This window comes from Nonomuraea ceibae, from assembly GCF_019396325.1.
Classification (GTDB): Bacteria; Actinomycetota; Actinomycetes; order Streptosporangiales; family Streptosporangiaceae; genus Nonomuraea; species Nonomuraea ceibae.
This window is the reverse complement of the sequence record NZ_JAHKRO010000157.1, coordinates 1-19,051: the sequence shown is the minus strand read 5'-3', so window position 1 is coordinate 19,051 and position 19,051 is coordinate 1. Positions and strand designations below refer to the sequence as shown.

The 19,051-nt window shown below is 72.7% G+C and carries 19 protein-coding genes and 1 pseudogene; 13 read left to right on the top strand and 7 right to left on the bottom strand.

The features are described 5' to 3' along the window. Positions 1-463 precede the first annotated feature (463 nt). The 4 genes from KME80_RS45670 to KME80_RS45655 all read right to left on the bottom strand — a co-directional run bounded on the left by KME80_RS45670 (position 464) and on the right by KME80_RS45655 (position 4,090). Positions 464-1,267 (bottom strand): ABC transporter permease, encoded by an 804-nt coding sequence (locus KME80_RS45670; RefSeq protein ID WP_219518066.1) that lies wholly within the window; start codon positions 1,265-1,267, stop codon positions 464-466. Then, on the bottom strand, positions 1,264-2,208 hold the full coding sequence (locus KME80_RS45665; RefSeq protein ID WP_219518064.1) for an ATP-binding cassette domain-containing protein: 945 nt from the start codon (positions 2,206-2,208) through the stop codon (positions 1,264-1,266). The genes KME80_RS45670 and KME80_RS45665 overlap by 4 nt, the downstream gene beginning before the upstream one ends. Before the next feature lie 461 nt (positions 2,209-2,669). Continuing rightward, positions 2,670-3,506, bottom strand: a complete 837-nt coding sequence (locus KME80_RS45660; RefSeq protein WP_219518062.1) for a DUF4097 family beta strand repeat-containing protein — start codon at positions 3,504-3,506, stop codon at positions 2,670-2,672. A gap of 44 nt (positions 3,507-3,550) precedes the next feature. Further along, positions 3,551-4,090 carry a toxin-antitoxin system HicB family antitoxin gene (locus KME80_RS45655; RefSeq protein ID WP_219518061.1) on the bottom strand — a complete coding sequence of 180 codons (540 nt, stop codon included), beginning with the start codon at positions 4,088-4,090 and terminating at the stop codon, positions 3,551-3,553. A gap of 188 nt (positions 4,091-4,278) precedes the next feature. On the opposite strand from KME80_RS45655, the gene KME80_RS53050 reads away from it, so the two are divergent. After that, the gene (locus tag KME80_RS53050) at positions 4,279-4,833 is read left to right on the top strand and encodes a DUF5709 domain-containing protein (RefSeq protein WP_219518060.1); all 555 of its coding nucleotides are present in this window, start codon (positions 4,279-4,281) and stop codon (positions 4,831-4,833) included. A 14-nt stretch (positions 4,834-4,847) separates the two neighbouring features. Further along, the gene (locus KME80_RS45645) at positions 4,848-5,414 is read left to right on the top strand and encodes a hypothetical protein (protein WP_219518059.1); all 567 of its coding nucleotides are present in this window, start codon (positions 4,848-4,850) and stop codon (positions 5,412-5,414) included. 385 nt (positions 5,415-5,799) lie between these two features. On the opposite strand, the gene KME80_RS45640 is transcribed toward KME80_RS45645, so the two are convergent. Then, entirely contained in the window at positions 5,800-6,474 is a 675-nt protein-coding gene (locus tag KME80_RS45640; RefSeq protein ID WP_219518057.1) for a TetR/AcrR family transcriptional regulator, read from the bottom strand. Positions 6,475-6,561: 87 nt separating this feature from the next. Between KME80_RS45640 and KME80_RS45635 the strand changes: the two genes are divergently transcribed. From KME80_RS45635 to KME80_RS45625, 3 genes are all read left to right on the top strand, one after another. Beyond that, on the top strand, positions 6,562-7,077 hold the full coding sequence (locus tag KME80_RS45635; protein WP_308126206.1) for a hypothetical protein: 516 nt from the start codon (positions 6,562-6,564) through the stop codon (positions 7,075-7,077). 124 nt (positions 7,078-7,201) lie between these two features. Further along, on the top strand, positions 7,202-7,744 hold the full coding sequence (locus KME80_RS45630) for a hypothetical protein (protein ID WP_219518055.1): 543 nt from the start codon (positions 7,202-7,204) through the stop codon (positions 7,742-7,744). A gap of 279 nt (positions 7,745-8,023) precedes the next feature. Continuing rightward, complete coding sequence (locus tag KME80_RS45625) at positions 8,024-8,272, top strand: hypothetical protein (RefSeq protein WP_219518054.1); 249 nt, start codon at positions 8,024-8,026, stop codon at positions 8,270-8,272. Between the two features lie 12 nt (positions 8,273-8,284). Here KME80_RS45625 and KME80_RS45620 read toward each other — a convergent pair whose 3' ends face one another. Then, a complete protein-coding gene (locus KME80_RS45620) occupies positions 8,285-9,460 on the bottom strand; it encodes a serine hydrolase domain-containing protein (RefSeq protein WP_219518051.1) in 1,176 nt (391 codons plus the stop codon). Between the two features lie 116 nt (positions 9,461-9,576). Between KME80_RS45620 and KME80_RS45615 the strand changes: the two genes are divergently transcribed. The 3 genes from KME80_RS45615 to KME80_RS45605 all read left to right on the top strand — a co-directional run bounded on the left by KME80_RS45615 (position 9,577) and on the right by KME80_RS45605 (position 12,411). After that, positions 9,577-9,909, top strand: a complete 333-nt coding sequence (locus tag KME80_RS45615; RefSeq protein ID WP_219518050.1) for a DUF1330 domain-containing protein — start codon at positions 9,577-9,579, stop codon at positions 9,907-9,909. Positions 9,910-9,996: 87 nt separating this feature from the next. Further along, positions 9,997-11,007 (top strand): trypsin-like serine peptidase, encoded by a 1,011-nt coding sequence (locus KME80_RS45610; RefSeq protein ID WP_219518049.1) that lies wholly within the window; start codon positions 9,997-9,999, stop codon positions 11,005-11,007. Positions 11,008-11,058: 51 nt separating this feature from the next. Continuing rightward, positions 11,059-12,411 (top strand): TrkH family potassium uptake protein, encoded by a 1,353-nt coding sequence (locus tag KME80_RS45605; protein WP_219518048.1) that lies wholly within the window; start codon positions 11,059-11,061, stop codon positions 12,409-12,411. 4 nt (positions 12,412-12,415) lie between these two features. Here KME80_RS45605 and KME80_RS45600 read toward each other — a convergent pair whose 3' ends face one another. Beyond that, positions 12,416-12,838, bottom strand: coding sequence for a DUF4396 domain-containing protein (locus tag KME80_RS45600; protein ID WP_246646831.1), 423 nt, complete (start codon positions 12,836-12,838; stop codon positions 12,416-12,418). Positions 12,839-13,066: 228 nt separating this feature from the next. Between KME80_RS45600 and KME80_RS45595 the strand changes: the two genes are divergently transcribed. The 5 genes and pseudogenes from KME80_RS45595 to KME80_RS45575 all read left to right on the top strand — a co-directional run. Continuing rightward, the gene (locus KME80_RS45595) at positions 13,067-15,874 is read left to right on the top strand and encodes a hypothetical protein (RefSeq protein ID WP_219518046.1); all 2,808 of its coding nucleotides are present in this window, start codon (positions 13,067-13,069) and stop codon (positions 15,872-15,874) included. 60 nt (positions 15,875-15,934) lie between these two features. Beyond that, positions 15,935-16,951, top strand: a complete 1,017-nt coding sequence (locus KME80_RS45590; RefSeq protein ID WP_219518045.1) for an aminotransferase class V-fold PLP-dependent enzyme — start codon at positions 15,935-15,937, stop codon at positions 16,949-16,951. A gap of 88 nt (positions 16,952-17,039) precedes the next feature. After that, a complete protein-coding gene (locus tag KME80_RS45585; RefSeq protein WP_219518044.1) occupies positions 17,040-18,416 on the top strand; it encodes an alpha-lytic protease prodomain-containing protein in 1,377 nt (458 codons plus the stop codon). 120 nt (positions 18,417-18,536) lie between these two features. Continuing rightward, positions 18,537-18,833: a DUF8820 family protein gene (locus KME80_RS45580; RefSeq protein WP_219518042.1), complete on the top strand. Its 297-nt coding sequence runs from the start codon at positions 18,537-18,539 to the stop codon at positions 18,831-18,833. A gap of 5 nt (positions 18,834-18,838) precedes the next feature. Next, positions 18,839-19,051 (top strand): annotated as a pseudogene (locus KME80_RS45575) (hypothetical protein); the annotation flags it as partial.

The following is a 19,051-nucleotide window of genomic DNA, read 5'->3' as shown; positions in this document are numbered from 1 at the left end:
ACCCGGCCACCCGCACCGCCGCAGCCACGGCATCCCGTCCCACCCGGCAGGCACCCTGCACCTCCCCGGACAGGGCCCTCGCCCCGACCAGCCGGGTGTCCCACCCACCCGGCAGGGCACCCGCCCGTGTCCGCCCCGGGACCTTGTACGCCCCACCCGGCAGCGCACCCCGCCCACGCCCGTCCCCGGGACCCCGCACCGCCCCAGCCCGACCCCCCATCCCATCCGGCCAGGCACCTCAGCCCGGGAACCGCGCCCACTCTCCAGCCCAAGCGCCCATCCGACCCCAGCCCGCGCCACCCCGGCCAGGGCACCCTGCGCCGCCCGGTCCCGGAGGCCGCCTGACCGGGGCCGCTCCCGACTGAGACGGCCAGCTTCCCCACGGTGCGCCGCCCGGCCCGGCCCTCGCTGACTTCCCGTCTACCCGAGCGACGGAGCTCAGCGGCGGAGCTCGGTGCCCGGCTCAGCGGCTGACAGCTCGTTTGTACAGGCGGATGGACAGGGGGACGAAGATGGCCAGGATCAGCACCGACCACAGCAGCGAGGCCAGCACCGCGTGCTGGAGCGGCCAGGCATCAGGCACGGGCATGGCCGCGTTCGTGTTGCCGAAGAGCTCGCGGGCGCCCTGGATGATGGTGGAGACCGGGTTCCACTCGGCGACGACCTGCAGCGGCCCGGGCAGGCGGGAGCTGTCCACGAAGGCGTTGGAGAGGAAGACCAGCGGCAGCGACACCATGGTGGCGATGTTGTTGAACGACTCGGGCGTACGCAGCGTCAGTGCCACCGCCACCGTCACCCACGAGAACGCGTACGAGAACAGCAGCAGCATCAGGAAGCCCAGCGCGGCCTCGTACGGCGACGAGTGGATCCGCCACCCGACCAGCAGTCCGACCACGGCCATGACGGCGATGCTGGTCACGTTCATCAGCACGTCGCTGAGGGTCTGGCCGGCGAGGACCGCCGAGGGTGACATCGGCAGCGTGCGGAACCGGTCGAAGATGCCCTTCTGCAGGTCGAGCGTCAGCGTGTAGCCGGTGATCTGGGTGCTGGTGACGATCGCCTGGACGAAGATCCCGGGGATCATGTATTCGCGGTAGGACATGCCGGGCAGCTCGATCATGCTGCCGATCACGTACGCGAACAGCAGCACGAGCACGATCGGCAGCATGACGACGCCGCCGAGCAGGTCGGGGGCGCGCCGGATCTTGAGTGCGTTGCGCTTGGTGATGGTGAGGCCGTCGGCGACTGCCATCTGGAGGGAGTTCATCGGCTGGGTTCCTTCGTCGTCTCGTGCCCGGTGAGGGTGAGGAACACGTCGTCCAGCGTGGGACGGCGCAGACCGGCGTCACGTACGGCGACGCCTTCGGCGGCCAGCTTGGACAGGGCGTCGTTGAGCGACGCGGCGCCGCGGAACGCCGGGAGGGTCACCCGCAGCGCGGTGTCGTCGGTGACGGCGTGCGGGGCGAGCACGCGTTCGATGGTGGCGAGGTCGGCGGTGCTCGTCGCGGTGAGCTCGACCCGGTCGCCGCCGACCTGGTCCTTGAGCTCGTCGGCCGTGCCGAGGGCGATCACCCGGCCGTGGTCGACGACCGCGATGCGGTGGGCGAGCCGGTCGGCCTCCTCCATGTACTGGGTGGTGAGCAGGAGCGTGGTGCCGGCGGCGACCAGCTCAGCGATGACGTCCCAGAGACCGGCACGAGCTCTGGGGTCGAGACCGGTGGTCGGCTCGTCGAGGAACAGCACCGGCGGGCTCGCCACCAGCGCCCCGGCGAGGTCGAGCCGGCGGCGCATGCCTCCCGAGTAGCCCTGCACCGGGCGGTCGGCCGCCTCGGTGAGGTCGAAGCGTTCGAGCAGCTCACGGGCACGGGCCTTGCTGCGTTTTGTGCCAAGGTGGTAGAGCCTGCCGACCATCTCCAGGTTCTCGGCGCCGGTCAGATGGTCGTCGACGGCGGCGTACTGACCGGACGCGCCGATGTGGGACCGCAGCTTGTCGGCGTCACGCACCACATCGAACCCGGCGACCGACGCGCGGCCGGCGTCCGGTTTGAGCAGCGTGGTGAGAATGCGCACGGTCGTCGTCTTGCCTGCGCCGTTGGGGCCGAGCAGGCCCAGCACCGTGCCCTCGGGCACCGCCAGGTCCAGGCCGTCCAGGGCGGCCACGTCGCCGTACTTCTTGACCAGGCCTTCAGCCATGATCGCGGGGGGCATGGGTCTTCTCCTTCCGGTCAGCGCGGCCCACCTCTGGGTCTGCCTTCTTTTCGGTTCGTTGCGATTTCGGGCGCGCCACAGCCCCCGGCCCCGGACCCGGACCCGGCTTGACGCCTACCGGGGCCCTCTGTGTCGCCGCGCTTGGAGGTCGCGGAGCTTGGAGCCTTCGAGGGACGGCCCCTCCGAGGCTCGAAGATCGCGGGGTTCGGAGAGCACGGGGGGCTGGGGCGGGGGCTGAGGCTGGAGTGGGGTGGGGGCTGAGGCTGGGCTGGCGCGTGGGGGACATGGGAGGTTGTCGAGGGACATCGGGATGGGCGGGCTGGGGGTGTGACGGGTGCAGGGATCTGGGGGTTGTCGAGGAAAGTGGGGTGGCGGCGCTGCGGTGAGCGGTGCCGGGGCGAGGGGTTAGGTGGGCGGGTGGGGCGGTCTCTGGTGGGAGCCGTGGGGGGTGCGGCATTGGGTTAGTGGGGGGTTGGGGTGGCTCGGCGGATGTGGATGTCGCCGTAGGCCGTGCGGGCGCGGAGTTCGGCGGTTTCGTCGGCCTGTCCGGGGCCGCTGGTGGGGGTGAGGCCGATGTGTGCGTTGCCGTAGTCGGTTCGGACGTCGAGGTAGGCGGCGGTGCCTGCGCGGATGCCGGCTTCGACGGCGCCCGAGGCGGTTTCCAGGCTGATCTGGCCACGCACCACTTCGCCGATGCGGACGTTGCCGGTGGCTGTCTTGGCGGCGACGTCCGAGAGGGCGCGGTCCACGGTGATGTCGCCGTGGGCGGTCTTCATCCGCAGGTCGCCGGCCACTTCGCCGAGGGTGATGTCGCCGTGTGCGGTCTTGATGGTGGCCGCGCCGTCGATCCGGTTGATGCGGATGCCGCCGTTGTCGGCGGTGATGTCGGCGGGACCGGACCTGGCCACGGTGATGTCGCCGTTTCCGGCCTGGACCTGCAGTCTGCCGGTCTCGTCGAGCCAGACGTCGCCGTCGGCGCTCTGGAACCGGCAGTCGCCGAGGCGGCCCTCGCACCGGAGCTCGCCGGTGGTCTTGACCTCGGCGCGGGAGCCCGTCGGCAGCTCGATCTCCACGTCGATCGACTCGCCGCCCCACAGCAGCCAGCGGAACGTGGCGGGCGGCGAGCGCACCAGGAGCCTGCCGCGGGAGTAGTCGATCTCGATCTGGTCGCTGGTGTCGTGGTGGGCGGGCCGGATGCGTACGACGGTGTCGGCGCGGTCGGTCGCGTGGATGCGGACGTCGGCCATGTGGAGGTCGACGGTGGCCAGGATCGGGGTGGGAGTGTCGAAAGTCGGCATGCTGGGTGGCCTCACGAATGGGGTGGTCGGATGGGACGGGCCGGCTAGCTCACCCAGCCGGTGTAGTGCCGGCCGCCCGGCGGATCGTCGGACCTGACCGCCTCGCCGGGCTCCAGCGCTGCGGAGATGGCGCGGACGAGCCAGGCGTTGACCGAGAGCCCGTCGTGGCCGGCCGCCTCCTCGATGCGCGACTTGAGGTGCTCGGGCACGCGCAGGGAGATCCGTGACGTGCCGCCCTCGTCGGCGTCGGGGACCGGGGCGCGTACGCCCATCGCGACCTCCACCGCGCCGGCGAGTGCGGAGCGCAGCGTGCTCTGCGGGGACGCGGGGGCAGGTGGGGTGTGCGCCGGTCGCACGACGAAGTCGGCGTCGCGCCCGCGCAGGCGTACGTCGACCGAACCCGGGGCGAGGTCGCGCGTGATCTCGCCCGCGGCGGTGGACAGCGCGTCGAGCAGGGTGAGCCGGACGGCTGATTCGAGCGGCGCGGTGAGTCGCTCGGCCAGCTCGCGGGCCTCGGGGCCGCCGGCCTCCGCGGCGACCGCCAGCTCTCTGCGGAGTTGGTCGACGAAGGGCGTGAGGTTCATGACGCCATCATGACGCCATGATGGCGTCAACGCAAGCGGGGTTGTGACATCATGAGGGCGTCATGGGGTCGGCGCGGGGTGGCGTCCGGCATTCGGGGAGGCCGGACCGGCCATGAGCACCGAGGAGTCGTTATGCGGCGGACCGGCTGGGCAGCGGGCGGTGAAGGCCTGAACAGGGGAGGACCATCGTGGGGGAACACACGCCAGAGCACGACCCTCGATCCCGCTTCGAGGACGAGGGCATCCCGGACCTCCAGGACGGCACGCCCGAGCAGCAGTGGGCGGTCGATCCACAGGAGGCGCCGCTGCCCGGGGACGAGCCGATCGCGATCGACGACTACGGCACCACGGTCGACGAGCAGATCCAGGGCGAGCCACTGGACAGCCGGCTGGAGCGGGAGGTGCCCGAGGACCAGCCGGTGTTCGGCGCGGACGAGCCACGGGGCCGCGATGGTGGCGGCGACGCCGGGACCGATCGGGTCACCGACGAGTCAGGGCTGGGTGTCGGCTCGGATCTCGACACCGACCGGGAGGCGGACAGCGGGGTCGAGGAGGGCTGGCCGGCGCAACCGGAGGAGCCGTCGGGCCAGGTGTGGGACGACCCACGGCGGGCCGGTCGGCTGGTCGCGCCCGACGAGGGGGCGCACGGTGACATCGAGTCCGACGAGGTGGCGCGGGAGGTCGGTCCTGACAGCGGCGGCTACTCGGCGGAGGAGTCGGCCATGCGGGTGGAGCCCGAGTAAGGGAGGTGGGCCACGTGTCCGACAAGAAGGACCGCGACAAGCGGCGCGAACAGGACAAGGGCACCACGTTCGATGCCGACCTGCACAACATGGGCGGCGACATCGGCCCGGCCTCGATCCGCGGCTCGAACGCGAACCCGGGCAAGCCAGGCGACGACGCCGAGCCTTCCAGCGGCTATGCCGAGCCCATGGGGTACGTGACCGGCCGCGACGACGAGTGGCCGGTGACGGCGGGCTCCGACGAGAAGGCGGTCGCGAGCCGTACGGACGAGGTCGAAGGCCACGTCGAGACGCTGGGGCCGAGCCCGCACCCGATGCCGCCCGACGCCGTGGAGCCGCAGGGCGAGGGCGGTGACCCCGGCTTCCGTGTGCAGGGGCCGGTGGACGAGGCCGAGCACGGCATGATCGACGAAGGCGAGGACGAGACCCCGGCCGCCGAGCCGGACGGCGGGCACGTGGGCGCGGCGGTCGACTGGGTGCCCTCGGACGAGGACGACCCCGACGCCGGTTCCGGCCGCACCGACGCCGACGACGGCGGCTACCTGCCCGGGGAAGGCACCGGCTACGTGGACCGACCATGACAGCCGACCGTCACATGCCCGCTGGCTGGGAGGCGGTGCCGACCGCATGAGGGGTCTCACGCCGCTCGAACGGACTGCCGGGGAGGGTGGGGCACCGACCGTACGGGAGAGGGGCGGGAGTGACCGTCTCGCGCCAGTCGAACGGACCGCCCGGGGCGGGTGGGGCGCCGACCGTACGAGGGGGTGAGAGTGGCCGTCTCGCGCCGCTCTCAGCAGGCCGCTCGAAGCGGGAACGCGCCACCTCGGGGACGGTTGACGCCGACCGACCGCAGTTGGACGGCGACCGAATGCGGCTGGACGCCGACGTACGCGGCTGGGTGCGACCGTACGGGGCTGAGCGTGGGGGTTGGTGTTGCCGTTCGGGCTGCTTCGGGGCGGGGCGGGGTCAGGTGGGGCGCTGGGATTCCAGGCCGTTGAGGAGGGCTTCCAGGCCGAACTCGAAGGTCTGTACCGGGGCCGTCGCGTAGTCGGTGGGGGTGGGGGCTTCGACTCGGCTGCGTAGCCGGGGGAACTGTTTGGCGATCTCGGCGGCCTTGTCCAGTGTCTCCTGGAAGGCCGCCGCGGCGTCGCCGCCGTCGCGGGCGAGGCGGCGGGTGAGGGACGCCTGCGCGGCCACGCCGAGCACGCAGCCGAGGACGAACGTGAAGACGGCGCCGGCCGCCCGGTCGGCGTGCGCGCCGGTGAAGCCGCCTTTCTCGTAGACGGCGAGGCTGCATTCGTCGTAGCGGGCCTTGCTCACCCCGTAGAACAGGTGTGACCCGAACGCCTGGACGAGCCACGGGTGCCGGCTGAGCATGTCGTGCAGGCCGGTGGCGAGCTCGGTGGCGGCGGCGCGCCAACCGACGGCGTCGACGTCGGGCAGCGCGATCTCGTCCCAGACGCGGTCGCCGACGAGCAGGATCAGGTTGTCCTTGCTCTGTACGTGCCAGTAGACGGCCGTGGCGGCGGAGCCGAGGCGTTTGCCGAGGTTGCGCATGTTGAGGCCGTCGAGGCCCTCCTCGTCCAGCAGCTCGATCGCGGTCTCGACGATCTGTTCCTTGGTCAGGGTATCGCGCGGCATGCGGCCACCATACTGGACTTGCACTTAGTTCAAGTAGCCGGTTACAGTGCTCTTGCACTTAGTTCAAGTCCGACCCGAGGAGCCCCCGTGAACACCGTCATCGCCGTCAGCCAGCTGCTCGTCGCCGCCGCCTTCGTGAGCATCCCGATGGTCCGGCACCGCTACGGGGCCACCGCGATGGCCCGCGCGCAGGCCGAGCTCCAGCGCCAGGGCGTGCGCACCACCGTCCTCCACGAGAACGGCATGCGCTTCGACGCCGGCGGCCACGAGACCGCGGTTCCCGCCACGGTCGCCGCGATCATGGCGGTGGTGGCGGGGCTCAACCTGTTCGGCCACGCCTGGGCCCCGACGCTGACGTGGATCTTCCAGTCGCTCGTCCTCGTCGGCAACTGCGTCATCCTCTACAGCCAGCTCACGGCCGAGAAGTCGGTACGCGCGGCCTTCCAGCGCAAGGGTGACCCGATGCTGGCCAGGATCGACGTCGCCGCCCTGCTCAAGGCCGCCGAGGACGGCTTCCCCGCCTGGACGTGGACCCTGCAGAACGTCCGTCACGTCGTCGTGTTCGGCGCCTCGATCCTCGGCCTCGTCCTGGTCGCCGTCTGAGCCGGCGACGCGATCAAGCGAACGATCCCGATCAAGTGAACGGCCCTGCGCAAGTGAACGATCCAGAGCAAATGAACGACCCCGAGCAAGTGAATGATTCGATCGAGTGAGTGAGTGAGTCGTCATGCCGGTTTCCGTCGCTCTTGCAGCCACGCTGCAACTCCTGCTGGCCGCCACCTTCGTCGTCATACCCGTGGCCGCCTGGCGCACCGGCGGCCGGGCCCAGCGCGCGGCCGAGGCCGAGGTCGCCAGGCAGGGCCACGCGCCCGGCGTCCTGGCCCGGCACGGCATCAGGTTCGAGGAGCGGGCGCCGGAGCTCGCGCTCGCGCTGGGCATCGCCGTCGTGGTGACCGCCCTGGCCTGGCTCAACCTCGCCGGGGCGGGCCGCGTCCTGTCCTGGGTTCTCGAACCGGTCATCTTTCTCGCGGTCGGCTTCGTCACCGCGAGTCAGGTGTTCGCCGTCCGCTACACCGAGGCCGCGTTCGCGAAGTCGGCCGACCCCGGCGTGCGGGAGATCGACGCTCGTGCCGTGATCGCCGCCGCGAGCGGGGGTTTCCCGTCCTGGCTCCGCCCGCTCGTCCTGGTGCGCTTCGGGCTGGCGACGCTGGGCTCGGTCCTCGTCATCATCCTGCTCTCCACCCCGGCGGCCGACGCGTACTTCTCCTGACGACTGACGACTGACAACTGACGACTGGCGACTGGCGATTGAGGCTGACGCCCGACGGCTGGCAAATGACGGCTGGCGACTGCGGTCGACAAACGACGGCTGGTAAATGGCGGCTGGCGGCGCATACGGCATCCGACAGCGTTCCGCGACGGCGCGTACTTCTCCCGACACCCCCGTGCTTCTCCTGACGTGGTCTTTCCGCGTTGACCAGGTGACCGGGTGGACGATCCGGGTACGCGCTCAGAAGCCCCCACGAAACGGAACGCGGAGGACCGCACGATGCTCCTTGTCAACCGAGAGTGTGTACGGCGGCTGCTGGACGCGCCGGACCCCGACACGGTCCTGGTCTTCGTCCGGGGCGACTGCCTGGTCATGCCGGCGGCCCAGGTGGACGACACCCATCGCAGCCTGGTGATCGCCCGGCGGGCGGACGTGGCAGGGCTGCTGCCCGGCGACACGGTCACCGACGAGCAGCTCGACGAGGTGGCCACCCGGCTCGACAACGTCGCCAGGGACCTGGCCGGTTAACCCCGGCCAGGGTCAACCGCCGCGCGCGCAGCGGTGGCTCTCCCGCATCAGCGGCCACACGCGGCCGTCGCTGCCCTCGATCAGCTCCGACATGCGGTTGGGCACGTACGCGAAGGCCAGGCCGGTGTCCGGGTCGGCGAAGGCGAACGCGCCCGTCGCGCCGGCGTACCCGAAGGCGTTGGGCGCCCCGAACGGCGGCCACATCGGCCCGCCGGGCAGCATGAACCCGGCGCTGTAGGCCGTCTCCAGCCGCAGGACCAGGTCGCGCCCCCGAGCCTCGACCGCGCGGGCGCGGGCGACGGTCTCCGGGCGCAGCAGCCGGATGCCGTCCACCTCGCCGATCAGGGCCGCGTACAGTCTGGCCAGGCCGGCCGCGGTGCCGACGCCGCAGGCGGAGGGCACCTCGGCCCGATACAGGCGTGAGCCGCCGAGCAGCTCGGGGGTGAGGACCACGCTGCCGTAGGTGGCGCGGTGCAGCAGGGAGGCCGGCGAGCAGATCGCCCGGTTGAGCTCGTGGAGCTCGGGGTCGGCCCGGCCGTTGCGCACCTCGCCGGCCGTGGGGGCGACGACGCTCGCGAGCCGTCCCTCCTGGTGGGCGGGGATGCCGATGTGCAGGTCGAGGCCGAGCGGCGCGGCGATCTCCCGGGCGAACAGCCGTCCCACGGTGAGGCCGGTGACGCGGCGGACGACCTCGCTGACCAGCCAGCCCAGCGTGAGGCAGTGGTAGCCGTGGGCGCTGCCCGGCCGCCAGGCGGGTCTGGCGCAGGCGAGCGCGTCGGCGACCGGGCTGCCGCGTTCGATGTCGTCCAAGGTCAGCGGCGGGTCGATGACCACGACGCCGGAGCGGTGGCCCAGGATCCAGCGCAGCGGCATCCTGCCCTTGCCTTCGGCGGCGAACTCCGGCCAGTAGTCGGCCACCGGCGTGTCGAGGTCGAGGATCCCCCGGTCGACCAGCAGCAGGAGGGCCGCGACCGCCATCCCCTTGGTGGTCGAGGCCAGGAGCGCGAGCGTGTCCTGCCGCCACGGCCTGTCCTCGGCGGCCAGCCCGCCCCACAGGTCCACGACGGGCTCGCCGTGCTGGTAGACGCAGAGGGACGCGCCCAGTTCCCGCCCCTCGGCGAAGTTGTCCGCGAAGCGGTCCCGCACCGAGGAGAAGCGCGGGTGGCAGATCCCCCGGATACCGGCCACGGTCTCCGGCTACCCCGGTGACCTGCGGACAAACGGTCGCTTACCTGGCACGTAATTGTGGCGCTTCCCTCCTGTCGCGGATTCTTGGGTCGACGACCGGAACCCGGGAGGACACCATGACCGCTTACGCCGTGGCGCATCTGAAGACGCCGAACCCCCACCCCGACGTGCTGGAGTACATGGAGCGCATCCAGGCGACGCTCGACCCGTTCGGCGGGCGGTTCCTGGTGCACGGGGCGCAGGTGGAGGTGCGCGAGGGCGACTGGCCGGGGACGATCGTGATCATCGGCTTCCCCGACCTGGACGCCGCCAGGGGCTGGTACGACTCGCCCGCTTACCAGGAGATCCTGCACCTGCGCACCGATCACATCGACGGCGCGGCGCTCCTGGTGGAGGGGGTCGGGCCGGACTACGACCCGGCGAAGACCGCGGCGGCGCTACGGCGGTAGCCATACCCGTATGCGCATACTTTGAGCGTTTCGCGCCTCCCGTTGCGTACCTCCAGACGGCAGATCCCGGTTATCTGGAGGTACGTCATGCCCCGCAGAGTCGCCCTGCTCGCCGCCCTCACGCTCACCCTGACGGCCGCCCCGGCCGCCGCGCAGGCCACGACCGCGCAGGTCACGACTGCGCGAACCACGGCCGCGCACGACCCGGGCCCGGTCCGGTGGTCCGCCACGGACTCCTGGCCGGAGCGCAGGACCGTGCTGCAGTACTGGACGCCGCAGCGCCTGCGCGCGGCGCGGCCGCTGTCGTCGCCCGAGCCGCGCCGCACCGCCCGCTCCGACCGGCCGACGCGCGGCAACCCGTGGGCGACGCGCGGCACCTCGTTCACCCGGTCGGCCGCCGAGCTGGCCAACAGCCCCGGCCTGCGGTGGACCGACGGCGGCGCCATCGTCCGCACCACCGGGCGCGTCTTCTTCACCACTGCGGAAGGCCAGAACTCCTCCTGCTCCGGCACCGCCGTGACCAGCGCGAACGAGAGCGTGGTGATGACCGCCGGGCACTGCGTCAAGCTGAACGGCGCCTTCCACCGCAACTGGGTGTTCGTCCCCGGCTTCGCCAACGGCCGCGCGCCGTTCGGCGCCTGGGTGGCGAGCCGCCTGCTGACCACCCAGCAGTGGAACGCCCGCGAGGACATCAACTTCGACGTGGCCGCCGCCGTGGTCGCGCCGTTGCAGGGCCGGACGCTGACCGACGTGGTGGGCGGCCAGGGCGTGGCGTTCAACCAGGCCAGACGGCAGCAGATGTTCTCCTACGGGTTCCCGGCGGCTGAGCCGTTCGACGGCTCGTCGCTGATCTTCTGCAGCGGCCGCGCGTTCGACGACAGCGTCATGACGCGGGACCTCGGGCTGCGCTGCCGCATGACCGGCGGTTCGAGCGGCGGCCCGTGGCTGCAGGGCTTCGACGACTCCACCGGCCTCGGCTGGGTGACCTCGGTCAACAGCTTCAAGTACGACTTCGCGCCCGACTTCATGTTCGGCCCGTTCTTCGGCAACGAGGCGATGGCCGTCTACCAGGAGGCCCAGCGGACCGACGCGACCTGAGCTCCGTTTTCCGGCTGCTGTACCGTGAACCGGCCGGAAGAGGGAGAAGCGGTGAGAACAAGGGCGCCGGCCCTGCTCGAAAGGTTCCAGCACCCCGCGCAGGTGATCGTGACCGGGTTCGCGGCGGTGGTGCTGCTGGGCACGGGCCTGCTGATGCTGCCTGTGGCCGCGGAGTCCGGGGAGTCGACGGACTGGGTGACGGCGCTGTTCACCGCCACGTCGGCGGCGTGCGTGACCGGGCTGGCCGTGGTCGACACGGCGTCGCACTGGTCGGCGTTCGGCGAAGTGGTGATCGCGCTGCTGGTCCAGGCCGGCGGGCTCGGGATCATGACGCTGGCCACGCTGTTCACGGTGCTGCTGTCCGGGCGGCTCGGGCTGCGGGCCCGGCTGTTCGCGCAGGCCGAGACGAAGACGCTGCGGATGACCGACGTGCGCACGGTGGTGCGCAAGGTGGTGCTGTTCAGCCTGGCCTGTGAGGCGGTCGTGGCGGTGGTGCTGACCGGCCGCTTCCTGATCGGCTACGGCGAGCCGTTCGGCAGGGCGGTCTACCTGGGCGTCTTCCACGCGGTGTCGTCGTTCAACAATGCCGGGTTCGCGCTGTGGGCCGACAATCTGATGGGGTTCGTCACCGATCCGTGGGTGAGCCTGACCATCGCGGTGTCGGTGATCGTGGGCGGGCTCGGCTTCCCGGTCTGGTTCGAGCTGCTGCGCGATTGGCGGCATCCCGGCCGGTGGTCGGTGCTGACCAGGATCACCGTGTGGGTGACCGTGATCCTGCTGGTCGGGGGCACGCTGGTGTTCCTGGCCACCGAGTGGCGCAACCCGCGCACGCTGGGCGGGCTGGACGACCCTGGCAAGGTGCTGGCCGCGTTCTTCGCCGCCGTGATGCCGCGCACCGCCGGGTTCAACAGCCTGGACGTCTCGGCCATGTACCCGTCGAGCTGGCTGGTCACCGACCTGCTGATGTTCGTCGGCGGCGGCAGCGCGGGCACGGCCGGCGGGATCAAGGTGACCACGTTCGGGCTGCTGGCGTTCGTCATCTGGGCGGAGATGCGCGGCGAGCACTCGGTGCACGTGGGCAACCGCCGGCTGCCGGAGTCGGTGCAGCGCCAGGCGGTCTCGATCAGCCTCATCGGCGTGGCGCTGGTGGCGGTCTCCACCTACGTGCTGCTGGTGCTGACCCCGTTCAGCCTGGACCGGGTGCTGTTCGAGGTCGTCTCGGCGTTCGGCACCACGGGGCTGTCCACGGGGATCACCGCGCAGGTCGGGGTGGCGGGGCAACTGCTGCTGGTGGTGCTCATGTTCGTCGGCAGGACCGGGCCGCTCACGCTCGGCTCGGCGCTGGCGCTCAAGGAGCATACCCGCCACTACCAGCTTCCGGACGAGAAGATGATCGTCGGCTGACGCCTCAGTGGTGGAAGGCGTGCACCACGGCGTGGCCCTTGCCCCGGCCGATGATCCACTTGTTGATCGGCGTGGTCACCAGGAACGCCACCAGCAGGGCCACGGCCAGCGCGCCCCAGAACAGCCCCGAGGCCAGCCCGGCGTCCATCGCGCCCGGGATGGCGACCATCACGCCGTTGTCCACGATCTCCATCACCAGGATCGACACTGTGTCGGCGGCCAGGGCCAGCTTGATGGCCTCTTTCCAGGAGAGACCGGCCCGGCGCAGCGGGATGAGGGTCAGAAGGTAGCCGAAGAAGAAGGCGAGCACGACGGCCAGCGCGATGGAGGGGACGGTGTGCCAGCCGAGCGCGGTGGCGATCACCAGGCCGAGCACCTCGCCGATGGCGCATCCGGTGAGGCAGTGCAGGGTGGCCGAGGCCGCCATCCGCCAGGAGACCTTCCCCGGCCCACCATGCGCGTGCTCCCCGTGCTGCGCGTGCTGATCATGTCCGTGCTGACCATGTTGTGCATGATCGTGATGGTTGTGGTGGTTGTGGTGACCGCCGTGCTCGGACATGCTGTTTGTACCCCTTAGTCGTATCTCGGCGGCGACAGTAACATACCCCCCTGGGGTTCCACAATATTGTCGGTAGCGATCTCTAATGTCCGCCGCATGACACATCAGGAGGCCGTCTGGGAGGCGGTCCGCGCCCTCGTCATCAGCCGCGACACCGGCGCGCTGGCCGACCGCCTCATCGCGCTCACCGACGCCGAACGGGCCGACGTGGCGGGCCGGCTGCCCGGGTTCGTCAAGGAGCTGCGCGAAGGCTTCGCCCGGCCCCATCGGGACGACGCCGACGAATGGGACCTCCGCTGGCTGGTCAGCGACGCGATGGAGAGTCACCTGGCGGCGCTGCGGCTCGTGGGCGCGGGCACGATCCCGGGCCCGGCGGGCGCGGTGGCCTGGCTGACCCGGCGCGAGTTCAACCCCCGCTGGGCGCCCCACACCGGCTGGCCCGACCTGGCCCGCGTGCTGGTCACCCGCCCGGCCGCCTGGCGGGCCGACGTCGCCGCCCGGCTCGCGCGTAAGATCCGCAGGCCCGGCGACCGCACCGTGCCCCTGGTGCTCGCCCTGCTGCGGAGCTGCGGCGGCGACCCTCCCGCGCACGACCCGCTGGTGGTCGCCTGGCTCGCCGCCGGCGTCGTGCCCGGCGACCCGCTGGCCGCCGCGCTGCTCCCGCGGATCTTCGACGCCCAGGGCGCCGGCCGCACGCTGCGCGACGAGCGGCTGACCCCCCGGCCGACCGCCTGGCTGTCCCTGCTCGCCTCCGGCGCGCTTTCGCGCGAGGCGGTCCTCGACGGCTGCGTGGGCCGCTTCCTGCGCGGCGGTGACGCCCTCGACCTGCGCTTCTTCGTACGTTTGCACAAGCTGGTCGATCCCACGCCCGAGGAGTCCGCCGCCCGCTCGCGCGACTACCTGCGGCTGCTGCCCGCCGCCCCTGGCACCGTCGCGGAGCTGGCCCTGGCCCAGGTCCGCCGCACCGGCCCGCACGACGCCGCCGACGTCGCCGAGGCGATCGGCGCGCTGACCTTCCGCGCGGAGGCCAAGCTGGCGCTCGCCGGCCTGAGCTGGCTGGACGACGAACTGCGGCGCATCGCGTCCCGGACGTCCCAGACCTCGCGGGTCGACAAAGCGGCCGCCGCGTCCCGGGCCGACGAGCTGGCCCCGGCGCTGGCCACCGCGTTCGCGCACCCGTCCTACCAGGTGCAGGAGCGCGCGGCCCGGCTCGCGCTCAAGCACGCCGCCACGTTCGGCACGGGCGGCGCCGCCGTGGCCGAGGCGGTGCCCCTGCTGCCGCCGGACCTCGGCCGTCAGGTGGCCGAGGTGTTCGGAGGCGACGCGACGCCCGAGGACCCGGCCGAGCCGTTCGCCCCGCTGCCGCTGCCCGTGCCCGCCCCGCCCGGCCCGTTCCCGGAGCCGACGCTCGCCGCCGACGGCTGGGCCGTGCAACGCTGGGAGACGGCCGAGAGCTGGCTCGCCGCCTTCGTCGAGCAGGCGGCGCGCGACCGGGCGGCCCTGCGCGCGGCGCTGGCGCGCGCGACCCGTTACTCCTATCCGGGCCTGTACGAGAGCCCGTGCTGGCTCAGCCCCGGCCAGTGGATCGGCGCCCTCGCCGACGAGGTGATCGCACCGGGCTCCGATCCCGGCGTCCCGGTCGGGGGCCCCGCCGACCCCTGGGAGTCGGTCTTCACCGCCATGCGCGTCATGCCCGAGCCGGAAGCGACGCAGCAGCCGGCAGCGGTGTTCGGGGGGTTCTTCACGCAACTGCTGGGGGAGATCGCCTCCCGGCTCCACGGCAGCACGCCCGCCCCGGTGAGGCGGCACCACGACCGGCTGCCGGAGCCCGGGATGGCCGCGCCGCCCCACCTGTTCGTGCTGCGCCGGCTCGCCGAGCTCTACGCGGCGCTGCGCGAAGGCGCGCTGCCGCCGGTGCTGCTGGCGACGCCCACCCTGGCCACCGGGCACCTCGACCCCGCGGTGCTGGTCGACCGGCTGGAGGCGTGCGCGGCGGCGGGGGTCGAGCCGCTGCCCGCCGACCTGGCGCAGGCCCTGCTGCGGCTGCCGCGCGGCGCCTGGCCGGAAGCCGCCGAACGGGCCGCGCGGGTGGGGTCGCGAGGTGCCGCGCGGGCCGCCGCCTGGCTGGCCGGAGGCGGCCTGCCCGATCCGGTGACGGGGCTGGAGTGGGGCTACCGGCTGGGCGCCGTGGACCACGTGTTCGACGACGACCACGTGCCCGAACACACCGACGACGTCTGGGTGCGGCCCGTCCTGCGGGCCCGGCCGACCGGCGACGAGCTGATCGACGAGCTGCTGCGCGAGCCCCGGAGGTGGAGCTGGGGCGATCACGCCGACACCGTCGGCTGGTGGCCGGCGATCCTCCCGTCGCACCGCGAGGTGGTCGCCGTCAACCTGCTGCCCTGGCTGTTCGGCGGAGGGGCCGCCGATGCGACGCTCGCGGCCCTGGCGCAGGCGGGCGGGCCGGTCGGAGAGGCGACCGCGATCAACCTGGCGCGTTCGCTGACCCGTCCCGACGGCGAGGCGGCGCCGTTGCTGTTACGGATGGCCGCCCGGGGCGACCTGCCCGCCGAGGCGGTCGGCCGGCAGCTCGCGCACTTCGTCCGGCGCACCCGGCGCGAGGTCCGCCCGGCGTTCGGCGCGCTCGCCGACGCGGCCAGGCAGGGCGCGCACGCGCAGGTGTGGGAGATCGTCAAGGCCATGCTGCCGGACCTCCTGGCCGTGGGCGAGCGGCCGGCCGCCGTCCACACTGAGGCGGTGACGCTGGCCGTCGACGTGGCGGCCTGGGCGGGCGCGCGCGACGAGATCCCCGCGGTCACGGCCTGGGCCACGAGCCGCAGCCGCAGCCGCTTCGCCCGCGAGTGCCGCCGCCTGCGCGACCAGTTGAGCGGCGCGAGCCGCTGAGCCCGGCATCGGACGAACAGCACGGTAGGCGTACGGGAAGCGCCGTCCTAGGCTGGGCGCATGGATCTTGACAGCGCGCTCTGGGACGCCGAGCCCGGCTGGCTCAACACCGCCTCGTACGGGCTGCCGCCCCGCCGGGCGTTCGAGGAGTTGCAGGCCGTGCTGGCCCACTGGCGGCACGGCAGCTCGGACTGGAAGCCCTGGGACGCCTCCGTGGGCCGCTCGCGCGCCGCGTTCGCCCGGATGGTCGGCGCCGTCGCGGAGGACGTGTCCGTCGGCTCGACCGTCTCGCAGATCATGTCCACCGTGGCCACCGCGCTCCCGCCGGGCGCCGAGGTGGTCGTGCCGGAGATCGAGTTCACCAGCAACCTGTTCCCGTGGGCGGTGGCCGCCCGCGTCCGGACCGTTCCCGCCGACCGGCTGGCCGACGCGATCACCGCCTCGACCGGCGCGGTGGCGTTCAGCCTGGTGCAGTCGGCGACCGGCGAGGTGGCGCCGCTGGCCGACATCGTCGCCGCCGCCCGCGACCACGACGCGCTCGTCATCGCCGACGGCTCCCAGGCCTGCGGCTGGCTCCCGGTGAACGTCGACGGCGTCGACGCGCTGGCCTGCGCCGCGTACAAGTGGCTGATGGCCCCGCGCGGCGCGGCGTTCGGCTACCTGTCGCCGCGCCTGCGCGAGCGCATGCGCCCGCTGGCCGCCAACTGGTACGCCGGGGCCGACGAGGGCGGCTCCTTCTACGGCCCGCCGCTGCGGCTCGCGGGCGACGCGCGGGCCTTCGACCTGTCGCCCGCCTGGTTCTGCTACGTGGGGGCCGCGCCCGCGCTCGAACTGCTCAACGAGATCGGCGTCGAGCGCGTCCGCGACCACGACGTGGCGCTCGCCAACCGCTTCCGGGCCGGACTCGGCCTCGAACCGTCGGACAGCGCGATCGTCTCCGTCGACGCGCCTGGCGAACGGCTGGAGGCGGCCGGCATCCGGGCGGCGGTGCGGGCCGGGAAGGTCCGCGCAAGCTTCCACGCCTACACGACGACCGCGGACGTGGACCGCGCGCTGGAGGCCCTGGGCGCCCCATAACACCGCGATAGGGGGTCATTTGGGACGACCATTCCTCGTATCCGTCCTCGTACGGTGGCGACACCCCCCGTAATACGAGGAGAGTCACATGCTCCCCAGAAAGACCCTGACAGCGGGCCTCGCGCTCGGACTGACCCTCGTGGTCGTCCCCGCTGTAGCCTGGACCGCGCACAGCGCCACCGCGGACGACCTCAGCCCCTACGCCGCGGCGCAGGCGCAGGCTTCTGTCAACGAACCACCGCCCGGCCTGATCAACGCGCTCAGCGACGACCTCGGCATCAGCCAGCAGCAGGCCGAGACCCGGCTCGTCAACGAGGCAGCCGCGGCGACCGTCGAGCCCGGCCTGCGCGCCCAGCTCGGCGCGGCCTACGGCGGCGTCTGGCTCAGCGGCCCCACCGCTGCGATGACCGTCGCCACCACCGACCAGGCGCAGGTCGCCGCCATCCGGGAGACCGGTGTCGAGGCCCGCGTGGTCGGCCGCTCCCTCCAGCAGCTCGACGCGATCAAGGCCACCCTCGACCGGGCGGCCGCGAAGGCGCCGAAGACCGCGCCGGTCTGGTACGTCGACGTCGTGAACAACGACGTGGTCGTCCTGTCCTCCACGCCCGCCAAGGCGCAGGCCTGGGTACGGGCCAGCGGCGCCGACGCCTCGGCCGTCAGGGTCGTCCGCTCCAACGAGCAGCCGCAGGCCTACTACGACGTACGCGGCGGCGACGCGTACTACATCGGCAGCGGCTCCCGCTGCTCGGTCGGCTTCTCGGTGAGCAAGGCGGGCTCGCAGGGCGGCTTCGTCACCGCCGGCCACTGCGGCAGCACCGGCGCGACCACGACCGGCCACAACCGCGTCAACCAGGGCGTCTTCCGCGGCTCCTCCTTCCCGGGCAACGACTACGCCTGGGTCGAGGTCAACTCGCAGTGGACCCCGACCGGCGTGGTCAACGCCTACGGCCGGGGCATCCAGCCGATCCGCGGCTCCCAGGTCGCCCAGGTGGGCGCCTCGATCTGCCGCTCCGGCTCGACCACCCAGACCCACTGCGGTCAGGTCAGCCAGCTCAACACCAGCGTCACCTACCCGCAGGGCACGGTCTCGCAGGTGACCAGGACGAGCGTCTGCGCCGAGCCCGGCGACTCCGGCGGCTCGTTCTACTCCGGCGACCAGGCCCAGGGCGTGACCTCGGGCGGCTCGGGCAACTGCAGCTCGGGCGGCACGACGTACTTCCAGCCGGTCAACGAGATCCTGCAGGCGTACGGCCTCACGCTGGTCACCCAGGGCGGCAACAGCCCGACCCCGACCGGCAGCAACACGCCGACGCAGTCGCCCGGCGGCACCTGGGCGGCCGGCACCACCTACGCGGCCGGCGCCACGGTGACGTACGGCGGCGCCACCTACCGGTGCCTCCAGGGCCACACCGCGCAGGCAGGCTGGGAGCCCCCGGTCGTGCCCGCCCTGTGGCAGCGCGTCTGATGTCCTGACCCGTTCGAACCGGGCCCAGGCCGGGGAGCCCCCTCCTCCGGCCTGGGCCCGCCGGTTTGTCGGTGCCGGACGGTACTTTCCGATCATCCCCCTGACGATGGAGGTTGGTCGATGTACCGACAGGGCGACATCCTGATCGTGCCGGTGTCCGAGGAGGACGCGCCGCGCACCGTCCGGCCCGAGCCGCGTGACGCCCGCGGGCGGCTCGTGCTGGCGCACGGCGAGGCCACCGGCCACTGCCACGCGATCCCGGGGCCCGGCACGCTGTCGGGCGGGTTCCTGCACCTGCCGGAGGGCGGTCGCCTGGTGCACGAGGAGCATGACCCGATCTCGCTGCCCAAGGGCTGGTACCGGGTGGTCCGCCAGCGCGAGTACGTGCCGGGCTCCTTCCGGGTGGTGGCCGACTGATGGCCGTGCACACCGATGAACGGGTGGCGTGGGAGCGCATGGCCTTCGCCACCGGGCCGGGCGGCGACGCCGACGCGGCTGTCCGGCAGGCCTACAGGGAAGCGGGCCTGCCGGAGCCGGACCACGTGATCGTGGTGGCCTCGCCGCTCGCCGGCGCCCGCGCCGCCGCCTGGCTCACCGCCGACCCGGTACGTCCTGACCTTGCTCCTGTCGCCGTC